The organism is Burkholderia dolosa (genome assembly GCF_902499135.1).
GTDB lineage: Bacteria > Pseudomonadota > Gammaproteobacteria > Burkholderiales > Burkholderiaceae > Burkholderia > Burkholderia dolosa.
In genome coordinates this window covers 156,181-177,327 of record NZ_CABVPR010000002.1, presented here as the reverse complement: position 1 = coordinate 177,327, position 21,147 = coordinate 156,181, and the positions used below count along the sequence as shown (strand labels likewise).

At 64.8% G+C, this 21,147-nt stretch carries 17 protein-coding genes and 1 tRNA gene; 12 read left to right on the top strand and 6 right to left on the bottom strand.

The window, feature by feature from the left end; translation table 11 throughout:
- Positions 1–15: 15 nt before the first annotated feature.
- The 4 genes from BUB20358_RS01990 to BUB20358_RS01975 all read left to right on the top strand — a co-directional run bounded on the left by BUB20358_RS01990 (position 16) and on the right by BUB20358_RS01975 (position 3,583).
- Entirely contained in the window at positions 16–1,638 is a 1,623-nt protein-coding gene (locus BUB20358_RS01990; RefSeq protein ID WP_035974454.1) for an NfeD family protein, read from the top strand.
- Positions 1,635–2,408 carry a slipin family protein gene (locus tag BUB20358_RS01985; protein ID WP_035974456.1) on the top strand — a complete coding sequence of 258 codons (774 nt, stop codon included), beginning with the start codon at positions 1,635–1,637 and terminating at the stop codon, positions 2,406–2,408. Before BUB20358_RS01990 ends, BUB20358_RS01985 begins: the two co-directional genes overlap by 4 nt.
- A gap of 246 nt (positions 2,409–2,654) precedes the next feature.
- Positions 2,655–2,942 (top strand): hypothetical protein, encoded by a 288-nt coding sequence (locus BUB20358_RS01980; RefSeq protein WP_006766308.1) that lies wholly within the window; start codon positions 2,655–2,657, stop codon positions 2,940–2,942.
- Positions 2,943–3,193: 251 nt separating this feature from the next.
- Positions 3,194–3,583 (top strand): DUF2917 domain-containing protein, encoded by a 390-nt coding sequence (locus tag BUB20358_RS01975; RefSeq protein ID WP_035975351.1) that lies wholly within the window; start codon positions 3,194–3,196, stop codon positions 3,581–3,583.
- Between the two features lie 164 nt (positions 3,584–3,747).
- Here BUB20358_RS01975 and BUB20358_RS01970 read toward each other — a convergent pair whose 3' ends face one another.
- On the bottom strand, positions 3,748–4,026 hold the full coding sequence (locus BUB20358_RS01970; RefSeq protein ID WP_006766310.1) for a hypothetical protein: 279 nt from the start codon (positions 4,024–4,026) through the stop codon (positions 3,748–3,750).
- 743 nt (positions 4,027–4,769) lie between these two features.
- Here BUB20358_RS01970 and BUB20358_RS01965 point away from each other — a divergent pair.
- Positions 4,770–6,071, top strand: coding sequence for an NCS2 family permease (locus BUB20358_RS01965; RefSeq protein WP_006766311.1), 1,302 nt, complete (start codon positions 4,770–4,772; stop codon positions 6,069–6,071).
- A 104-nt stretch (positions 6,072–6,175) separates the two neighbouring features.
- On the opposite strand, the gene BUB20358_RS01960 is transcribed toward BUB20358_RS01965, so the two are convergent.
- The 3 genes from BUB20358_RS01960 to BUB20358_RS01950 all read right to left on the bottom strand — a co-directional run bounded on the left by BUB20358_RS01960 (position 6,176) and on the right by BUB20358_RS01950 (position 8,771).
- A complete protein-coding gene (locus tag BUB20358_RS01960) occupies positions 6,176–7,645 on the bottom strand; it encodes an IS1182-like element ISBdo1 family transposase (protein ID WP_006766312.1) in 1,470 nt (489 codons plus the stop codon).
- A 318-nt stretch (positions 7,646–7,963) separates the two neighbouring features.
- Positions 7,964–8,251, bottom strand: a complete 288-nt coding sequence (locus tag BUB20358_RS01955; protein WP_006766313.1) for a DUF1488 family protein — start codon at positions 8,249–8,251, stop codon at positions 7,964–7,966.
- 244 nt (positions 8,252–8,495) lie between these two features.
- Positions 8,496–8,771, bottom strand: coding sequence for a DUF2964 family protein (locus BUB20358_RS01950; protein ID WP_227924729.1), 276 nt, complete (start codon positions 8,769–8,771; stop codon positions 8,496–8,498).
- Between the two features lie 185 nt (positions 8,772–8,956).
- Between BUB20358_RS01950 and BUB20358_RS01945 the strand changes: the two genes are divergently transcribed.
- Positions 8,957–10,873, top strand: coding sequence for a sigma-54-dependent Fis family transcriptional regulator (locus BUB20358_RS01945; RefSeq protein WP_006766315.1), 1,917 nt, complete (start codon positions 8,957–8,959; stop codon positions 10,871–10,873).
- Between the two features lie 88 nt (positions 10,874–10,961).
- Entirely contained in the window at positions 10,962–11,264 is a 303-nt protein-coding gene (locus BUB20358_RS01940; protein WP_006766316.1) for a 2Fe-2S iron-sulfur cluster-binding protein, read from the top strand.
- A 185-nt stretch (positions 11,265–11,449) separates the two neighbouring features.
- On the opposite strand, the gene BUB20358_RS01935 is transcribed toward BUB20358_RS01940, so the two are convergent.
- Positions 11,450–12,775, bottom strand: a complete 1,326-nt coding sequence (locus BUB20358_RS01935; protein WP_006766317.1) for a leucine-rich repeat-containing protein kinase family protein — start codon at positions 12,773–12,775, stop codon at positions 11,450–11,452.
- 121 nt (positions 12,776–12,896) lie between these two features.
- Between BUB20358_RS01935 and BUB20358_RS01930 the strand changes: the two genes are divergently transcribed.
- The 4 genes from BUB20358_RS01930 (at position 12,897) to BUB20358_RS01915 (ending at position 17,260) form a co-directional block, all read left to right on the top strand.
- Positions 12,897–12,981: transfer RNA gene (locus BUB20358_RS01930), tRNA-Leu, on the top strand.
- A gap of 758 nt (positions 12,982–13,739) precedes the next feature.
- Complete coding sequence (locus BUB20358_RS01925; protein WP_006766318.1) at positions 13,740–15,200, top strand: glycosyl hydrolase family 18 protein; 1,461 nt, start codon at positions 13,740–13,742, stop codon at positions 15,198–15,200.
- Between the two features lie 48 nt (positions 15,201–15,248).
- Positions 15,249–16,601 carry a lytic polysaccharide monooxygenase gene (locus tag BUB20358_RS01920; RefSeq protein WP_006766319.1) on the top strand — a complete coding sequence of 451 codons (1,353 nt, stop codon included), beginning with the start codon at positions 15,249–15,251 and terminating at the stop codon, positions 16,599–16,601.
- A gap of 182 nt (positions 16,602–16,783) precedes the next feature.
- Positions 16,784–17,260 carry a RidA family protein gene (locus BUB20358_RS01915; RefSeq protein ID WP_006766320.1) on the top strand — a complete coding sequence of 159 codons (477 nt, stop codon included), beginning with the start codon at positions 16,784–16,786 and terminating at the stop codon, positions 17,258–17,260.
- A gap of 469 nt (positions 17,261–17,729) precedes the next feature.
- On the opposite strand, the gene BUB20358_RS01910 is transcribed toward BUB20358_RS01915, so the two are convergent.
- Entirely contained in the window at positions 17,730–18,587 is an 858-nt protein-coding gene (locus tag BUB20358_RS01910) for a hypothetical protein (protein WP_045552234.1), read from the bottom strand.
- A gap of 1,105 nt (positions 18,588–19,692) precedes the next feature.
- Between BUB20358_RS01910 and BUB20358_RS01905 the strand changes: the two genes are divergently transcribed.
- Positions 19,693–21,111, top strand: coding sequence for a hypothetical protein (locus tag BUB20358_RS01905; RefSeq protein ID WP_094190672.1), 1,419 nt, complete (start codon positions 19,693–19,695; stop codon positions 21,109–21,111).
- The last annotated feature ends 36 nt before the right edge of the window (positions 21,112–21,147 follow it).

Below are 21,147 nucleotides of genomic sequence, written 5' to 3'. Positions count from 1 at the left end.
CGTCCGGACGTCCCGATGCGCTTTCATCGTCAGGCGCCGCCGTCTGCCGCACGCGGCGGGCGCCATCGTCATCCGCTGTCCGCGCGCATCGCGCGCGCTGCGCTGTTTGCGGCGCTGCTCGTCGTGTGCGCGGCGGTGGCCGCGCCGCTGGCTGCCGCGTCTGCGTCCGTGCCTGCGTCGCCATCTGCATCTGCGCCGGCATCTGCGTCGGCTGCCGCTGCGCCGGTCGTCGTGATTCCCGTCGGCGGCGCGATCGGACCGGCGAGCGCCGACTTCGTCGTCCGCTCGCTCGAACGCGCGGCGCGCGAACACGCGGCGCTCGCGATCCTGCAGCTCGACACGCCCGGCGGACTCGACACGTCGATGCGGCAAATCATCAAGGCCATTCTCGGTTCGCCGGTGCCGGTCGCGGCGTTCGTCGCGCCCGGCGGTGCACGCGCGGCGAGCGCCGGCACCTACATCGTCTATGCAAGCCACATCGCCGCGATGGCGCCGGGCACCAATCTCGGCGCCGCGTCGCCGGTGCAGATCGGCATCGGCGGCGCGCCGCAGCCGGCGCCGGCGGCGCCGGCGGGGCCGGCGGGCGGCGGCGCTTCGGGCTCTTCGGGCTCTTCGGGCTCTTCGGGCTCATCCGGCGCGTCGGCCGGACCGGCCGCGTTGCCGACCGACACGCACTCGACCGAAATCCGCAAGGCGATGCAGGACGCCGCCGCGTATATCCGCGGGCTCGCCCAGCTGCGCGGCCGCAACGCCGAATGGGCCGAGCGCGCAGTGCGCGAAGCCGTCAGCCTGTCGGCGAACGAAGCGCGCGCGCAGCACGTCGTCGACGCGATCGCGCAGAACCCGGCCGATCTCGCGCGCCAGCTCGACGGCCGCACGGTGACGACTGCGGCCGGCACGTTCCGGCTTGCCACCGCGCATGCGCCGCTCGTCGTGGTCGAGCCCGACTGGCGCAGCCGCTTCCTGTCGATCATCGCCGATCCGAACGTCGCGCTGATCCTGCTGACGATCGGCATCTACGGAATGTTCTTCGAATTCGCGAATCCCGGTTTCGTGCTGCCGGGCGTGGTCGGCGCGATCTGCCTGCTGGTCGGGCTGTTCGCGATGCAGCTGCTGCCGGTCAGCTATGCGGGGCTCGGCCTCGTGCTGCTCGGGCTCGGCTGTCTGGTCGCCGAGGCCTTCCTGCCGACGTTCGGCGTGCTGGGCTTCGGCGGCATCGTCGCGTTCACGATCGGCGCGCTGATGCTGATCGACACCGACGTGCCCGGCTACGGCATTCCGTGGCCCGTCATCGCGGGCCTCGCGCTCGGCGGCGCGCTGCTCGTCGCCGGCGTATCGAGCGTCGCGCTGCGTGCGCGGCGGCGTCCGGTCGTCACCGGCGCCGAAGCGATGCTCGGCAGCATCGGCGAGGTGCTCGACGACGGGCTGCACGCCGACCAGCCTGACGATGCCGCGGGCGCCGCGCCGTCGGCGGCAGGCTGGGCGCTCGTGCACGGCGAGCGGTGGCGCGTCGCGAGCAGCGTGCCGCTCGCGGCCGGCTGCCGCGTGCGCGTGACGGGCCGGCACGGACTGATGCTCACCGTCGCGCCGCTGTACGACGTGCCGGCGCACGAACCGCACGCGGGAGAAGCGTCATGATCGGTTACACGTTCGGCTTGGGCAGCGTCCTGATCGTCTTCGTCGTCGCGCTCGTCGCATCGTCGATCCGCATCTTCCGCGAATACGAGCGCGGCGTCGTGTTCATGCTCGGCCGCTTCTGGAAGGTGAAGGGGCCGGGGCTCGTGCTGATCATCCCGATCGTGCAGCAGGCGGTGCGGATCGACCTGCGCACCGTCGTGTTCGACGTGCCGCCGCAGGACGTGATCACGCGCGACAACGTGTCGGTGAAGGTGAACGCGGTCGTGTATTTCCGCGTCGTCGATCCGGAGAAGGCCGTGATCCAGGTCGCGCGCTTCTTCGAAGCGACGAGCCAGCTCGCGCAGACGACGCTGCGCGCGGTGCTCGGCAAGCACGAACTCGACGCGCTGCTCGCCGAACGCGAGCAGCTGAACGCGGACATCCAGAAGACGCTCGACGCGCAGACCGATGCGTGGGGCATCAAGGTGTCGATGGTCGAGATCAAGCACGTCGACCTGAACGAGACGATGGTGCGCGCGATCGCGCGGCAGGCGGAGGCCGAGCGCGAGCGGCGCGCGAAGGTGATCCACGCGGAAGGCGAGCTGCAGGCGTCCGAGAAGCTGCTGCAGGCTGCGCAGCGGCTCGCGCAGCAGCCACAGGCGATGCAGCTGCGCTACCTGCAGACGCTGACGACGATCGCGGCGGACAAGAATTCGACGATCGTGTTTCCGTTGCCGGTCGATCTGCTCGGCGCGTTGCTGGACCGGCTCGGCGGCAAGCGCGATGCGTGACGGCAGCCGGCGGCTGCCGCGGATCGGTGCGTCGCGTTCGGCATGCGGCCGATATCGACGTTGCGTGCCGATGCACGGTCGGCAGGATCGGCAAACGTTCGCGATGCGGATAGATCGCGTCGACCTCATCGCTCGGGCACCTGCTTGCGCATCGCGACCGTGCCGGCCGCCGCCTCCGCACCGCGCAGGCCGGATGCGCGCGCCGAAATGCGTACAATCGCGGCTTCATTTCCGGGAGGTGCCGCGATGGCCATGAAGAAAACCGATCTAGAAAAGAACAAGGCGCTCAAGCTGACGCAAGCGATGAAGCAGTCGAGCTCCGCGCGCTTCGGCAAGGGCGCGGAGGAAGCGGCCAAGCTCGACCGCCGCGCGCAGCGCAAGCTCGACCAGGAACAGGGGCTCGTGCCGTTCGCATGCAAGCTCAACGCCGAACTCGTCGAACAGCTGAAGGCGCGCGCCGCCACGCATCCGAACGGGATGACGGGCCTGCTGTCCGAACTGCTCGTGAACGCGCTCGCGCAGCGCGACGCGTGATCGCCACATATCTCGAAAATAGTCGTTGACAACGCCGCCCGGCGACGACACACTCGTTCGCATGCCTACGTTCAAGCTCATCGCCATCGCGAATCATTGCCCGGTGAACATTCGAAAGAATGGATCACGGGAGGCGCTTGTGCGTTAGCATCCGAGCAGTACCGCATGTCACACAAGGCCTCACCGGAAACGGATGAGGCCTTTTTGTTCTGGTGCGCGTCATCCGTCCGGTTCAACGAATGGAGAAGACGATGGACCAGGCAAGCCCGTTGTTCGACCGTCCCGATTCGCGCCGCCCCGGCACGATCGCATTACCGACGGTCGTGATCCGTTTCGCGGTTGCGCCGCGCACGACGCTCACGTGGCGCGCACCCACCGATGCGGAAATTCGCGCGCACGACGCACCGCTGTGGATCACGCGTCCACCGAGCGTCGACGATTTCTGGGTACAGCCCGGCGACGTGCTGCGCATCGCGCGCGGCGAGCGCATCTGGCTGAGCAGCGACGATCACGAGCGGCCGGTCGAGGCGTCGATCACGACCGCGTACGTGCAGCGCGGCGAGCGGTTCAGACGCACGCTCGCGCGGCTGCAGCGTTTGCTGATCGGCTTGCCGGCCGGACAACGGCGAACAAGCGGATGATCGACACGCGGTCATGCGCATCACGCGCGCAGCGGCCGCGACGAGAAAACGACGCACCTGCGTGCGGCATTGCGCGCCGCAGGTGCGCGTCGAATGACGCGGCATGCGTGCGCATGCCGCGAGCGATCGCGCGCCGTATGCAGCGAACCGGTGCATCGCGTGCATCAGGTGGTCGCGGCGAGACGCGGGCCCGTGCTTCGTGGAGCGGAATCGGCGTCGGCGCGCTGCGTTGCCTGCGACGTCACCCACGGATCGATGCCCTGCTTCTGCACCTCTTCGAGGAATGACACACGCGTGCGCCAGTAATCCGCTTGTAATTTCGCATCGATGACGCGCTGCTCGGCTGCGAACAGTTCCATGCGCGCCGTCACGAGCATCGACGCAGCGGTTTTTTCCGGCGTGGGGGCGTGCCGCATCGCCCAACGGCTGATCCAGTTCAACATGCTGACCTCCGTGATGACGGACGAACCCGCATCGGGCAATCGCAACCGGCCGCGGCTGCCCGAACGCGCAACGGCCGTCACCTCGCTTCACCGCCCCGCCCGCACGGATGGCGACTCCCCGCGTCGGCCATGACCGGACCGGCGTGTGCGCGCGGTTTCTCTATCCTAGAAACACTTGTCGATTTGCGCGATGAGGGCTTGCACTGTTCTACACAGAAACCACAGTCGCATACGCATCGCGAAACGACTGTTGCGGACGGGACGGCTTCAGCGCACGATAGCTCGATATCCGGCGCGGCGTGGACTGACGAATGACCCGTGCACATCGACCTGCACGGCGTTCGTCGCGGTCTCGTTGTCGTGCGCGCACGCGAACGGCACGCGCATATCCGCCGGTCGGATGTCGTCGTATGTGATCGATCGCACATTGCGCGGCTGCCGGCCGTTGTGCGCGCATCGGCTTGCGTTGCCCGCGATCTCCTTCCGTTCCCGCCATTCCTGCCGCCCGCCGTGTCCGAACCGGTAAAATGCGCGCCGCCGCCGTCGCGCCGCCGAGCGCCCGGATCTTGCGCACGAAGCCGGCCGATCGTGCCCCGCGACTATATCGTCGGAGCTATCCGCGCTATTACAATCCGCCGATAGCCGAACAATAGTGGCTGGTTACAGTAGCCCCCGCCGCGCGCTGCCTTTACAACAATTCGGCACGACAAGCAATACGACAACCCGACCGGAGAAACGCCTTCATGGAATCCATCAAGCGGTATTTCGGCTTCGCTGAAGCCGGCACCGACTTCCGCACCGAAATACTCGCGGGCGTCACCACGTTCCTGACGATGGCCTACATCATCTTCGTCAACCCCGCGATCCTCGGCGACGCCGGCATGCCGAAGGAATCCGTGTTCGTCGCGACCTGCCTCGTCGCGGCGCTCGCGTCGGTGATCATGGGCCTGTACGCGAACTATCCGATCGCGTGCGCGCCGGGCATGGGGCTGAACGCGTACTTCGCGTACACCGTCGTCAAGGGCATGGGCTTCACGTGGCAGGCCGCGCTCGGCGCGGTGTTCATCTCCGGCTGCCTGTTCCTGATCGTCACGCTGTTCCGCGTGCGCGAGGCGATCGTCAACGGCATTCCGCGCTCGCTGCGGATCTCGATCACCGCCGGCATCGGGCTGTTCCTCGGCATCATCTCGCTGAAGACCTCCGGCGTGATCGTCGGCAGCCCGGCCACCCTCGTCACGCTCGGCGACCTGCACAAGCACGACACGATCCTCGCGATCGTCGGCTTCTTCACGATCGTCACGCTCGACCATCTTCGCGTGCGCGGCGCGATCCTGATCGGCATTCTCGGCGTCACCGTGCTGTCGTTCTTCTTCGGCGGCAACCAGTTCCACGGCGTGTTCTCCACGCCGCCGTCGATCGACGCGACGCTGTTCAAGCTCGACATCGGCGCCGCGCTGTCGACCGGCGTCATCAACGTGATCCTCGTGTTCTTCCTCGTCGAGCTGTTCGATGCGACCGGCACGCTGATGGGCGTCGCGAATCGCGCAGGCCTGCTCGTCGAAGGCAAGATGAACCGGCTGAACAAGGCGCTGCTCGCGGACAGCACCGCGATCGTCGCGGGCTCGGTGCTCGGCACGTCGTCGACCACCGCGTACATCGAAAGCGCGTCGGGCGTGCAGGCCGGCGGTCGCACCGGCGTGACCGCGATCACCGTCGCGGTGCTGTTCCTCGCGTGCCTGTTCATCGCGCCGCTCGCGGGCGTCGTGCCGGCGTACGCGACCGCACCCGCGCTGCTGTACGTGTCGTGCCTGATGCTGCGCGACATGGTCGACGTGCCGTGGGACGACGCGACCGAAGCCGTGCCGGCCGCGCTCACCGCGTTGCTGATGCCGTTCACGTACTCGATCGCGAACGGCGTCGCATTCGGCTTCATCGCATATGGCGGCCTGAAGCTGCTGACGGGCCAGGGCCGCACGGTGAAACCGATCGTGTGGATCATCGCGGCCGTGTTCCTGTTCCGCTTCTTCTATCTCGGCAGCGAGTGACGCGCGACACACTGCGGTGCGGTGCAAAAACGAAACGCCACCTTCGGGTGGCGTTCAGACTGCTGACAAACCCCATGTTTTTCGGAACATGGGGTTTTGTCGTTTTAGGCGGCTGCGCTGTTGATGCGGCAAGCCGCGACCGGGTCAAGCAAGCCGGTGAGATCGGCGATGAGCCGCTGCAACGGCGCACGAGAGCGCCAGAAGCCGGGTAAAAGCGCCCGCAGGCGCGTCAGCAGCAGCGCGATCTTCTTGATGTTCTGTGCCGCGGCCGCCAGCAAGCACTGTTCGGCCACTTTGCGCAGCCCGCGCATTCTGGCGTAGCGATGCCCGTGCAGCTGCTTGGCGTCCGCGAAGCTGCGCTCCACGGTTTCCTTGCGCCTGGCATAAATGCGTTTGCCCCATTCGGTCAGCCGCCGAGCGTCCACGCGCTCCTTGGCACGCTCCCAAACGTGACGCACTACCACCTTGATCGCATTGGCACTGCTCGTGCATTGACTACGGGCCTCGCAGCGCTTGCACAGCTCAGGGTTGGACTTGTATTCGCGGTAGCCCACCCGGTTGGTGGTGCTGTAGCGCAGCGTCTGGCCCTGCGGACACATGTACTCGTCCCGATAGGCGTCGTAGCGGTACTCGCGCTTATAGAACGTACCCGGCTTGTGGTTCGGCGAGCGATAGCCCATCACGCCAGTGACACCGCGATCCTCCAGCCCCTGGCAGATCGCGGGCGTGAAGTAGCCCGCATCAAGTCCCACCGCCTGCACCTCAAACCCGAAGCGTTTGCGTTGGCGGTCTAAGCGCGCCAGATATGGCTGACTGTCGTGCACCGAGGCCGGCGTCACGTGGGTATCGGTGATGATCGCGTGCTTGGCGTCTACCGTGCGGTGATCCAGATAAAAGAAGCCCTTGGGCTTGTCGTCGCGCACCATGTAGCCGCTCTCGGCATCGGTGCGGCTAACCTTGATCTGTTTGCTCGGCGGCGGTTGGTCGTCGTCATCGCGCTTCAAAGGCTTCTTGCCTTGTGCGGCACGGTCCGCATCGATCGCCGCATTCAACTCGGCCAGATATGCCGACGGCGTTTGCGCAACCTGCACTTCGTCGAACTTGTTCTTGTTGGCGTTGGCCTTCAGATGCGTGCTGTCGCTGTACAGCACTCGGCCATCGACCATGCCGCGCCCGATTGCCTGGCGCACGATCTCATCGAAGATCTCTTGATACACCGTCGTGTCGGTGAAGCGCCGCCGACGGTTCTGCGAGAACGTCGAGGCATCCGGCACTTTATCGGTCAGACGAAACCCGGCAAACCACCGATACGCCACATTGACCTGCACTTCGCGCATGAGCTGCCGCTCGCTGCGCACCCCGAACAAGTAGCCGATCAACAACAGCTTGAACAGCACGACCGGATCGAGCGCCGGGCGACCGTTGTCCGCGCAGTACAGATGCGCGACCTTCTCGCGGATAAATTCGAAATCCACCGCCGCCTCGATCTTGCGCAGCAGATGGTCCTTCGGCACAAGCATCTCGAGCGTCACCATCTCGAGTTCTTCTTGGGCGGGTGTTGGCTTCTTGAGCATGCCCCATTAAACGACAAACCCCCGGTCGAAACCAGGGGTTTGTCAGCAGTCTGAACGCCACCTTCGGGTGGCGTTTTTGCTTGGCGGCGTCGATGACGGAGCCGCCGCATACGGCGGCGCGCGCAGGCGACGGGCCGTTCCGATCAAGGCGACCGCCGTCCGAGAAAATCCGGAAGAGCGTCGATCGATCCCGAAGTCCGCAGCAGCCCTTCGCACGCGCCGATCGCTCGATGCGAAGCCACGCCGCACATAACACGGCGCAGATACGACACGGGCGCCGGCATACGGCGCCCGCTCGATCGCTATCCGGCGCCGCGTTCAGCGCCCGTTCGCCTCGTAGAAACGGACATAGCCGCTGCGTAGCGTCACACACTGCGCGCGCGTCTCCGACAGCAGGCGCCGCGCGGCCGCCTGGATCCGCTCGCGGTGCAGGTCGAATGCGCCGACCATGTCCTCGAAGCGCGGCGATGCCGCACCGAAATGGTCTTCCAGCGCCTCCGCGGTGATCTGACACTGGACGCGCTCGCCGTTGACCAGTGCCGTGAATCCGAGCATCAGGTCACGCCCCGAATACTCGGGCGCCTCGTTCGTGAAATGGATCTGCATGGGAGCCGCCTCGATCGTCCGGTAGTAAACGAATGACCGCGTCCGTCGTCCGCCACCGGCCGGACGAGATGTACGCGGGCTCGCCGGCGGAGGCACGAACCGCGGAGTATCGCGCGGACGACGCATGCCGGTTGCATTCCACTTTAGACGGTTTAACGCAGGACACAAATTTTCCGCATGCGTCGTTCCGACGCGCATTTCGTCCGACCAGCACGAACATCCGGCACCGTTTTCGCGGCGAGCGTCAGTGGGGATCGGTCGGCCACACGTTGAGCGCGATGGCCGCCGTCGTCGCGCCGATCGCGATCGCGGCGGCGCCGTATCGCACCGCGGTGCCCAGATCGAACAGCAGGCCGTGGATCGCCACGGCGATGCCGCCCAGCATGATGAACGTGGCGATGGCCGCCAGCACGACTCTCAGTTCCGTCCGAACCATGATGCGTCTCCCGAACGGATGCATGTCGCGTCGCATGCATGTTGCGTTGCGGAACACGGCGCGTGCGTGCTCCATTTCCATCATTGCAGGCGGGCGCTTAAAAGCAAGGGGATTTTGTCGGCGGTCGCGCGTCGCGGACGGCGCTTGTATGATGCGCGTATCCGCAAGCCCCGCGTACGCGCCGGGCATTGCGCCGCGAGCGGAGAACGCACTCCGCCCGGCGCCGATCGGGCCGGAACCCTTGCCTTTCGGCCGACAGGAGACAAACGATGCCGCAATCCTTCGTGCTGCCCGCCGCGGTGGGCCGCAACGACCTGCTCGCGCAGGCACACGCGCGTTCGGCCGCAGTCGGGCTGCGCGCCAACGAGCGCCCCGATTTCTCGCCGCTGTCGCGGCTCGCACTGCGCGAACTGCTCGACACCAATCACGCGCTGTTCGCGCACGCGCGCCCGGTGATGGAAAACCTCCATGTGCAGATCGCCGACACGCAAAGCCTCGTGCTGCTGACAGACGCGGACGGCGTGATCCTGCACAGCATCGGCGACGCCGACTTCATCGAGAAAGCGAACCGTGTCGCGTTGTGCACGGGCGTATCGTGGGCCGAAGGCGCACGCGGCACGAATGCGATCGGCACCGCGCTCGCGTCCGGGCAGGCAATCGCGGTGCACGGCGACGAACACTTCCTGCTCGCCAATCACATCCTCACCTGCTCGTGCGCGCCGATCGTCGATCCGTTCGGCCGCACGCTCGGCGCACTCGACGTGAGCGGCGACCCGCGAGGCTTCAGCCCGCACACGCTCGCGCTCGTGCGGATGTCCGCGCAACTGATCGAGAATCACCTGTTCGCGAATCAATGCGCGGAAGCGCTGCGGCTGCGCTTTCATGCGCACGAGGAGTGCGTCGACTCGCTGTTCGCCGGGCTCGTCGCGTTCGACGCCGACGGCGCGCTGATTGCCGCGAACCGCAGCGCGCAGTTTCAATTGGGCGCGCCGTTCGAAGCGTTGCATCGTCAGGGCTGCGACGCGCTGTTCGGCATCCGCTTCGGCGAGCTCGCGCAACGAGCGGCACGCGCGCCCGTCGCACTGGTGCGCGTCACGCTGTCGACCGGCGTACGCGTGCTCGCACGCTGCGAATTCGCGGAAACGCTGAAGACGACCGTCGCCGTCACGCCGCCCGCTGCGGCTGCGCAGCTACGCGCGCCCGATCCGGACGCCATTACGTTCGCGACGCTCGACACCGGCGACGCGCAAATGGCGGCCGTGCTCGAGCGTGTCGCGAAGATTCGCGGGCGCGACCTGCCGCTGCTGATCCTCGGTCAGACCGGCACCGGCAAGGAGTGGCTCGCCCGCGCGCTGCATCATGCGTCGCCGCGCGCGGACGGACCGTTCGTCGCCGTCAACTGCGCGGCCCTGCCGGACTCGCTGATCGAAGCCGAGCTGTTCGGCTATGAGGACGGCGCGTTCACCGGCGCGCGCAAGCGCGGCAGCCCCGGCAAGATCGTCCAGGCCGACGGCGGCACGCTGTTTCTCGACGAGATCGGCGACATGCCGCTCGCGCAGCAGGTCAGGCTGATGCGCGTGCTGCAGGAGCGCGCAGTCGTGCCGCTCGGCGGCGCCCGCGCGGTGCCGGTCGACGTGCGGATCGTCTGTGCGACTCACCGCGATCTGCGCGCGATGATCGCCGCCGGCACGTTCCGCGAGGACCTGTTCTACCGGATCAACGGTCTCGCGGTCACGCTGCCGGCGCTGGCTGCGCGCACCGATTTGCCGGTGCTCGTCGAGCGGATTCTCGCGCGGCTCGCGCGCCGCGAACCGATGCCGCGGCGCATCGCGCCCGACGTGCTCGATGCGTTCAGACGCCACCGCTGGCCCGGCAACCTGCGGCAGCTGACCAACGTGCTGCGCACGGCCGGCATGCTCGCCGAGGACGAAGCCGAGATCGCGCTCGCACATCTGCCCGACGATTTCTGGCTCGACTGCGGCGATGCGCCCGCTGCGATGCCGGCGGCTGCGATGCCGGCCGCAACGCGCGCACCGTCGCGCGTGCGCGATGCGACCACGCTGCACGATCATCAGGCGGCGCTCGTCGATGCGGCCGTCGCGCGGCATGGCGGCAACGTATCGGCGGCCGCACGCGAACTCGGGCTCGCGCGCAATACCGTCTACCGATATCTGCGTCGGCATTGACGCGCGGGCCGGGCGCCGGGCCGCCGGCGGCGCGGCGCTTCCGGTATGCTTGCCGCGTTGCCGCCGCGCGGCCTGCCCGATTCGACCGATGACCGATCCCGACCACCCGCCGCGCGTGCGCATCGAGCCGCTCGGCGTGACGTTCGATGCACCCGACTCGCTGACGCTGCTCGAGGCCGCCGCATTCGCGCGCGTCTCGCTGCCGCGCTCGTGCCGCAACGGTACGTGCCGCAGTTGCCTGTGCCGAATCGTCAGCGGCAGCGTTCGGTACACGATCGAATGGCCGGGATTGAGCCGCGAAGAGAAAGCCGACGGCTATACGCTGCCGTGCGTCGCGATCGCGACGTCGGACGTCGTGCTCGATGTGCCGGAAGCCACGGTGGCGGACTAGCTTGGGCACGCAGCCGCACGCGCCGGCTCGCGCGCTTTGCCGCCGATAGCGCGCGCTGCGATCAGGGCCGGCCGCGTAGCATGCGTAGCCCGACGACCGGCCTGCCGTTCGTCGGACCCGGAGGAATCAAACTGCCGACTGCGCGGACTGCGCGGCAAAGCGCAACGCAGTGGCGCCCGCCGCCTTCACACCCGGCACGCGTTCAACGCAGCAACGACTTCGTCGAAGGACGGCCGCGCATCGACGTCCTCGGCCAGACAAGCGGCGGCGAGCGCGCCAAGCGCGCCTTCACCGGCGCACGTGCGCGGCTCGCATCGTTCGAGCAACTCGGCCAGCAGATAACCGAACGCCCTCACTTCGATCCGCTCGAGCCGCGCGCCGCGCACGCGGTCGCCCGCATCGTAGAACGACGCCGCGCCGAAATCGCCGAGCAGTGCGCCGCCCGCGCGGTCGTGCAGCAGATTGTGCGCATACAGATCGCCGTGCATGATGCCGCGCGCGTGCAGGTGACGCGCGACCGACGCGACCGCGTGCGCGATCCGCGATGCGGCGTCCGGCGCGAAGCGCGTATCGTCGGCATATACGTCGCGCGTGCAGGACGCGAAGCTCGGCGGCCCGGCGAGATTCGTCAGCGACGGATCGACGAGTTCCATCACGAGGCCGTGCGCGCCGTCCGGATGACCGCTTACCTTGCCGATCACCGGAATCAGGTTCGGATGGCGTCCTGCGTGCAGGCACGCGGCCATTTCGCAATCGGGCAGCCCGTCGCTCGTTACCGCCCCCTTGAACAGCTTCACCGCGACCGCCCGCGGCGCGAGGCCGTCGCGCGTCCACTGCGCGCGGTAAATGACGCCCGACGCGCCTTCGCCGAGTTTCTGCTCGCACGCGAGCGACGACCACTCGACGTCCGGCACGGCCGGTTCGGCGGACGCCGTCGCTTCGATCGCCGCGCCGAACGGATTGCCGGCATAGGCGAGCCACGCGAGGCGCGGCAGACGCAGCAGCCAGTCGGGCAGCGTCTGCAGCCGGTTCGCGGACAGCCGCACCAGTTCGAGCGCGCGGCAAGCCGCGAGCCGGTCGGGGAGCGTTCGCAACCGGTTGCCCGCCAGCATCAGCTTCTGCAGTCGCGGGCAGTCGCCGATCTCGGCCGGCAGCGCATCGATCTCGTTGTCGGTCAGAATCAGCCAGCGCAGTGCGGCCGGCAGCGATCGCGCCGGCACCGTGCGAATCCGGTTCGCCTTGAAGCCGATCATGTCGAGCTGCGCGCACGCGCCGAGCACTTCGGGGAATTCGGTGAAGCGATTGCCGGACGCGAACAGGATGCGCAGACGGCTCAACCGCGGCAGATCGTCGGGCAGCGCGTCGAGCGCATTGCCGGACAGATCGAGCACTTCGAGCGTATCGGCAAGATCGAAAATCTCGCGCGGGAATTCCGTCAGCCCGCATGCGAGCTTGAGCTGCCGTGCGCCGGACAGCTGTCCGGCCTTCAGTCGTTCGAGGGTCGTCGTCACGATGAAAAGCGGTTGCGATGGCGGGGATCGTGCGGATTTTACCGGGTCGATCCTGCGCCGCTGCGCCGCGTGTCACGGACGCTTCACAAACGCATCGCGCGACGCTAGAATGACGCCCCTTGCCCAGGTGGCGGAATTGGTAGACGCACTATCTTGAGGGGGTAGCGCCGAGAGGCGTTCGGGTTCGAGTCCCGACCTGGGCACCACACACCGCTCCAACGTATTTCGTCCGTTTTCTGAAACCCGCGACAGCATAATGCGTCGCGGGTTTTTTGTTTGCGTGACGCGCACTGCCGGCCGTGTACGCCGCAGCGATACGTACCCGGTTCGACCGAACGTTCCGTCCGATCGGCACTTCGGTTCCAAACGGCCGAACCTCTACCGGCCTATGCGGTCACGGGTGGCCTGCCCGGTCGGCTTACCGTTGCACGCGCAGCCACGATGCCCTTTCGCACTTCAACGACGTGCGGTCAAAGCACGCGCGCTGCCGCCCGGCACGCAGCTGCACATGCGCCCGAAGCAACCGGCGGTCGATCCATCAGCGTCGTTACTCCTCGTTGACCAATCGATGAATTAATTTTGTTTTTTTCATTTAAGGTCGCCATTATCGGAAATTAAATTTCATATAGTCGACAAGCAATTCATGACACGAACCATGGCGATAAAATGCCCTTTTATCACCACAATCCGATATCCGGAATTTACCGATTTAAAATTATCGCCCTCATAATTATTTGGCTCAGTGAATTTAATATTAATCGAGCCGACCCGGCATATTTGCATGCATAATAAAAAAGTCGACCAGCCGGCCTTTTGATTTGTTTCCCGATTCCCGTTTTTCTTTGACGACGGGTTTCGGGCGGCTTGTCGCCGCGGCCGTGCGCTTCGAGACACTTCCGCGATAACGGTTTCTGCCCGTTCGCGTCGAAACGCACCCTAACCTGGGCTTTAAGACACGGAGCACATGCTCATGCTGAATCCAAAAATTATCGACACGTTTCGCGCGAGGAACGAGGACGCCGCATCGGCGATGATCGACGTTTCCGGCCGGAAGATCCTGATGGGGTTCTGGCACAACTGGCCGTCCGACGCCGGGCAGGGATATCGGGGCGGCCGCTTTGCGGAGATGCCGCTGACCGACATACCCGACGCGTACAACGTGGTTGCCGTCGCCTTCATGAAGGGGCAAGGCATTCCGACGTTTCGCCCGTACAACACGTCCGACGCCGAGTTCCGCCGGCAGATCGGCGCCTTGAATGCGCGGCAACGAGCGGTGCTCATCTCGCTCGGTGGCGCGGACGCGCATATCGAGCTGCACACTGGGCAGGAAGACGACCTCGCTCACGAGATCGTCCGGCTGGTCGAGACCTACGGCTTCGACGGACTGGATATCGATCTCGAGCAGTCGGCCATCGACTACGCGGACAACCAGACCGTCATCCCGGCCGCATTGCGTATGGTCAAGGACCATTACGCGAAAGAGCGCAAGAACTTCATTATCTCGATGGCGCCAGAATTCCCGTATTTGCGGCAAAACGGCAAATATGTGCCGTATATCAAAGCACTCGAAGGATATTACGACTTCATCGCGCCGCAGTACTACAACCAGGGCGGAGACGGCGTATGGGTAGACGGAGTTGGCTGGCTCAAGGCCGACGACGACGAAAAAAAGCAGGATTTTCTCTATTACCTTACCGATAGTCTCGTCACGGGCACGCGCGACTATATGCGAATCCCGAACGACAAGTTCGTAATCGGGCTGCCGAGCAACCCGGACGCGGCCGCCAGCGGCTACGTGAACAACGCGCAGGACGCCATTCATGCACTGGAGCGCCTGGAAAACGCCGGCAAAGCGATTCGCGGGCTCATGACCTGGTCGGTCAGCTGGGACGACGGATCGGACAAGAACGGCCGCCCGTACGATTGGGAATTCGTCCGGCGCTACGGCTTCCTGACCGGCGGCGAAGGCCCCGGCGAGCGTCCCGCGGCACCGACCGGCCTGCGTTCGCCGAGCCAGACGCGACAAAGCGTGTCGCTCGAATGGAATGCGGCTTCCGGCCCGCGCCCCATCGTCCGCTACACCGTCTATCGAAACGGCGGCCGGATCGGCGAGCCGGCCACAACTCGCTTCGAGGACACCAGGCTGACGGCAGGCACCGCGTATCGGTACGAAGTCACCGCGACCGACGACACCGGCGCGACGTCCGATCGCAGCGCGCCGCTCACCGTGTCGACCGAAGCCGAGACCGGGCCCGGCCCCGGCGATTTCCCGCCGTGGCGCGAAGACACCTGGTACGACCGCGGCGATGGCGTCGTGTACGACGGACACCGCTACACGTGCATCCAGGAACACACGTCGAACCGGTTCTGGCTGCCGTCACGCGCGGACATGCTGTGGAATGGGCTAGCCGCGGCCCGGCAGTGACGGCGCAACGCGTCGTTCGCATTCTCACATTCGATGGAGTAAACAAAAATGGCCAACTTTCGAAACAAGCATGTCCGCCACGGACACGTGTTTTCTCCGGAGTCGCGCGCAACGTTTGCCTACCTCGATGGCAAGCTCGGCTACTACGACACGAACAGCCTCGAGGCCGGCAAGTTCTTCCCGGCCACGGCGAACGGCCTGACCGACAATGCCGCGCCGACCGACATTCCGAACGCGACGCCGCCCGCCGACGGGGAGATCGCAAGCGCCGGTTTTCCGGCTGCATTGTTCCTCGACGAACCGGGCACGCACTGGAAAAAGCACACAGTGCGCGGCGGCGACGCGATCCGGTTCTCGTGGAACTACTCGGCGCGCCACGCATCGCGTCGCTACAACTACTTCATCACGAAGCACGACTGGAATCCGCACGAAAAGCTCAGCCGCAGTCAATTCGAAGCGGAACCGTTCCATAAGGTCGAGAGCCTTCTGCAGCCGTACTGGGAACATGAAGACGGCCTGTGGCCGCCCGCGCCCACCACGCACGAGATCGTGCTGCCCGAGCGTGTCGGCTATCACGTGGTACTGGCCGTATGGGAGGTCGCGAATACCGGTAACGCGTTCTACCAGGTCGTCGATCTGGAGTTCGGCGAAAGCGGCGGACATCGTCCGCAGCCGCCGCGCGAGCTGCAGGCGGTCGACGTGACGACGTCGTCGATCGAACTGAGCTGGCAGGCGCCGCCGACCGAAGTGCCGATCGACTTCTACTCCGTCTATCGCAATGATCTGCCGCTGGTCAAGGTGGATGCCGCGTCCACACGCTACGTCGACCGCGGGCTCGAACCCGATACGGAGTACGCGTATTACGTACGCGCGACCGACACGGAGGGCGGCCAGTCGGAGCGCAGCGCAACGATCGTCGTCCGGACGCTCGGCAACGGCGAGCCCGCGCAGCCGAAACCGCCGCAGCATCTGCACTCGATGGGCGAGACGGCCGACTCCGTGCATCTGATGTGGGGCAAGTCGACCGGCAGCTATCCGATCAGCGCATATCGCGTGTATCGGAACGGGATCCAGGTCGACGAAACCGGTCCGTCCCGCACCGAATTCGTCGATACGGGCCTGTCGCCAGATACCGAGTATCGCTACTTCGTCGCCGCGGTCGATACGCGCGGCTGGTTGTCGCTGCCGAGCAACGTGTTGATCGTTCGGACCGCAGCGGAAAACGGCGGCACACCGGAATGGGCGGCCGGCGTCGCGTACGCGGTCGGGGACGAAGTGAGCTACCAGGGTGTCCGCTACCGATGCCTGCAGGCGCACACGTCGATCCCGACATGGACGCCGGTCGATACGATCAACGTGCTGTGGGAAAAGGTCGTGTCGCGATATCGCCGCGCACGCTGACGTGACGATGCATGCCGAATGACGCATCGCGTCGATGCATCGATGCGTCGTTCGGCGCCGGTCGCCGGCGGTTTTCCGCACGCCGGCGACCTCACGTAGCGCCGTCACGGCAACCGCTGCAACGCCGCCTCGCGGTAATCTATCGCCCGTCATCACATTCCACGGCGCCAGCGAGAACATCCATGACGAGAGACGACAAGTTGCGGCAGATTGCGGCCGACTACCGATTCGATCCGGACGAAGAAATCAGAATCGGCGGCAAGTACACACCCGTTTTGACCGACGGTCGCACGGCGTACGTCGCCGGCCAGATTCCGCGAATCGGCAACGTCGTGCATTTCGTCGGTATCGTCGGCGAGTCCGTCACGCTCGACGATGCACGTCGCGCGGCCGGCATTTCGACGCTGCGCGCGCTATCGCTGATCCGCAAACGGTGCGGCACGCTGGATGCGATCGCAACGGTTCCGCGGATCACCGTCTATGTGCGCAGCGCGCCGGACTTCACGATGCAAAGCGAAGTCGCGGATGGCGCGTCGGACGTGCTGTACGCGGTGCTCGGCGACGAAGGCGTGCATACGCGCTCGTCGGTCGGCGTGCTGCAATTGCCGAAAGGCGCGTCGGTCGAAGCCGATTTCATCTTCGGGCTGCGACCGCTGTAAGGTCCGGACACCGCGCGGTGCCGGCGCGAGATCGTCGGCGCTGCGACGGAAGAACGTGTTATCGGAAGCTGCGACGAAAGCCGTATCGCGCTCGAGTCGCCGCAGGTCCGCAGCGGTGTGGGGCACGGCAGCCCGGAGCGCTCCGTCGGCCGACGTCGGACGCAGGCTTCGTTGCGGCGGCAACGCGATGTCGTATCCGTGCGCCGCAAGCCGCTGCAGCACGCGTCGATCGAGACCGGATCGTCGACGTCGAGCGATGCGCAAACTTCGACGCTCGTACGTGTATCGCTCTCCGACGAACCCCGCCGCACGACCGCAGATCCCGCCGCGTCCGTATCGCGCGATGCGCCGGCCTCGTTCGCGGGCCGACGCATCGTTGCTCACGCCACGACGCGCGCGGCCGGTCGATCGTTCGAATTCCGGTTGCCCCGGACGTTCCGCGTGAGCGGCCCGGCGCTCGTCGCGCTCGTCACTTGCACGACAGCACGACGACACCGCCGACCGACGACGTCGAATAGCCGACGGCGACCAGCGGCTGCGTTGCATCATGGCCGACGACCGCCGTCTGCACCGTCAACTGGCCGCTCGTCGCCGCACCGTTCAACGGCGTCTGCGCGCTCGTCAGCGTGTACGTGCCGTTTGCGCCGTTGATCGTCAGATTCAGATTGTCGAGCGTGCGCGTAGCAAGATTGAGCGTGGCCGAACTCGTTCCGAGCGTCCCGCCCGGCGTGCCGGCGCTGTTCGCCACGTTGTCCGCGATCAGCTGCGTACACGCGAGCGTGCCGGTCGTCGCGGACAGCGTCAGCGGCGTGCCGACCGCGTAATGAACGCCCTGGTCGCTGCTGTACGTGTTGCCGTCCGTGTCCATCGCCTGATTCCAGCGGCCGATCGCCACGTCGCTGCCGACGCTCTGAATCTCCGTTACCGCACCGTGATCGAGCCCGAGACAGTCGGTGGCCGCCGACGACGACGCAAGCGTCGTGAACGCACCGCTTGCCTGCTGAACCTGGCTCGATGCGGGCGCGTTAGGCGCGGTCATGTTTCGGTTCTTCGAGTACGCGCTCGGCAGGGTCGGCACGACGATCACCGCGAGTTGCCCGTTGTTCGCCGCCACCTGAGATGCGGAACCCGAATACGTGAACTTGCCGCTCGGCCGGCAGGCAGCCTGCGCCGACGGTTGCGACGGCGACGGTGCCGGCGTAGCGGACGATGCGGGCACGGATGCCGCCGCGCCCGACGGATTCACGTCGTCGCCACCGCAAGCGGAAAGTGCCGTTGCGACGAGTACGGCTGCAACGAGCGGGAACGAGCGAAGGTCTTTCTTCATTGATTGGTCTCCAGTTTCCGGATCATCGGTAAAAGGTTTTCAGCAACAGGACGCTGCATTCGTGAGCGGTTGACAGAGCATCGCCGTGTCGCGATTTGCGCGCCCGTTACGCGGCCATATTGGAACCGCGCATTCCGATCGTTCGGTTGCGTGTTCCGGTTTCTCCCCGTCCGGGTCGCATGTGCCGTTCATTCTTTATTCGATCTGGTCTCGCTGCTGTCGGCAAATCTCGATGAATTCGACATCCGTCGGACCGAACGTCGTTCATCGTCTGATCTCGAACGTGGCTGTCGGCAGCCATGCAAGTGCAGCGACGATGCCTGTCGGGCAGGGCGCGATTGCGCGCCGAATGCACGATACGCAGCGGGACCCTCGTTCGTTTGTCGCGCGATGATAGCAGCGGTGTGCTCGCGCCCGGTACAGAATCATGAAGCCGACATATGACTTGCCGATTTGCTCGAGTCGACGCGCGGACGAGCTTGAAGAGATTCACGCGACGAACGTTCTTGGCGGCAGTTTCAAAAATCCTGTTCGGTGTGCGCCGAAAGCATGTCGAGTGTCGACGTACGGGTCGCGCCGGCACAAGCAGACACGAGTTCCGTTCGTGCCTTTGCGCGCGACGCGGGACAGTGTCTTCCCATCCGCCCTCTTACAACGTTCTTTTGTTTTCTTTATGCCGTTCCCCGGGGCCTATGTTCCGACGCCGGGGCTTTCATCGACCGATCGGCATGACTTCGCTATCGAACCTCGTAAAGCTCCGCGAACGCGATCGTTCGATCGGCCGCTTCGTGTTGCCATAACCAATAGCGCTCATTGTTCAATCGTCGACGCTTGTGAAATTCATGGGAGATGCTCGTTGTGTCACGACAAATGCGGGACGCGCCCACTGATTTCGATTCATCTGACATGTGCGCGACCTCGTCTCCAATGATGCCCGACCGGCCAGCCCCATACACCCTTTTCTATCTTTTTGCAACTATCAACCTTATGAGGTATCGACGGCATTTTCCTTCTGCCAGTATCCGCTAAACAGCCTGCATGCAAGCCATATCACAAGTATTTTTGCAGCGCTGGAACGGGGTTTTGTCGACGACAGGAGCGAAAAATGGCTGGCCAAATCACGGGGTTCGATCCACCCACCGGTTCCAATCTGCTGTTTGATGTCCCATATCAGGTGACTGTCCATCTCACCGGATTCAGCACAAGCGACGCCATTACGTGGACTTACACGGGCACTGATAACGATCTATCTATTTATCCAAAGAAAATGATCGTTGGCGTCGATACGACAAAGGTCGTCGCCACCCTGCAACATTTAACCGAACAGAGCGATCTGTCGATGACCTTCAACCTTCAGAATAATGGCACTGACATTACTGGAGGGAATGTAACCTACAACTTCATTAATAGATTCGTCAACTTTCCGCAGTCGACCGGCAATAAATTATATGCGGTTGCGCCGTTCACCCACGTAATAGACACCACCGACGACGATCAATTCTTGACGTTGAAGTTGTCAGTAGTCAATGGCAGCAAAGCATTGGTCGGTGGATATACGCTTGAATTGTCTGCTGAAAGCAATGTTCTGTTTTATAACAGCGACCATTCTGCGCCGCTCACTAGCAATAAGGTTACGACCGCCGCCAGCGGAACGGACCTCGGCACCGTGACCATAAACGTTGCGGCCACGTTCGCAGGAATCTATCGGTTCAACATCGGAACAGGCTCGGGGAACCAGGGTCAGCAAGTAACGGTGGTGATCGCGGATCCGGACGGCAACGGAACGCTGCCGCTTGCGAACACCTCGCCAACCATCGACAACGGAAACCTGGACCTTGGCGACGCCGGTGCCACCTTCACCGTAACGGCCGATGCGAATGGAAACGGTGCTTCATACGACGCGACCACGCCAGTTGTCATCGTGGTGAACGGCGTCCCGATCGTAAGTGCCAGTTTGCCCACGGTCAAAGATCTCCGCGCGGGAGTGGAAGTATCGAAGTCGCTGCTTTCAACCACGGCCTCGTATCAGAATCGTCTTTATTACATGGTGCTGGACGACTCCGGCATTACGGGAAAGTACGAGTCCCAGGTGCTGACGTTTACTGCATCGGGTACGTTCAAAAACCAGCCCGACCCTTCAATCACCGACCGACCTTATCAAATGCCGGTACTGAATTCCTCGATTCAGGTGGTCAATGTCGGGGAGATAGCCAACGGCCTGCCGGTTTCCATCCCTAATGACCAAAATCTGCTCAAGGCCGGCGACACTATCTACGTCACCGGGTACGCGAGCGGAACGGATGTCAACGGTGACCCCTTGCAACGCACGATCACGACGCCACCAAGCGCCGCACTCAAGGTTACCAACTCGAACAAGAATAACCTTGTCTACTACATGGACCAGTTCCAACTTACCGGCTTCGCCAAAGGAAGCACGCTGTATATAGACTTCTATGCCACCGGCACCAGTGGGAAACATTACTCAAAATATAGAAGCAATCCGTGGGCGCTGGAAACCGCGTAATCGGCCTTTATCCGGTGACCTTCCCGGTCACCGGAG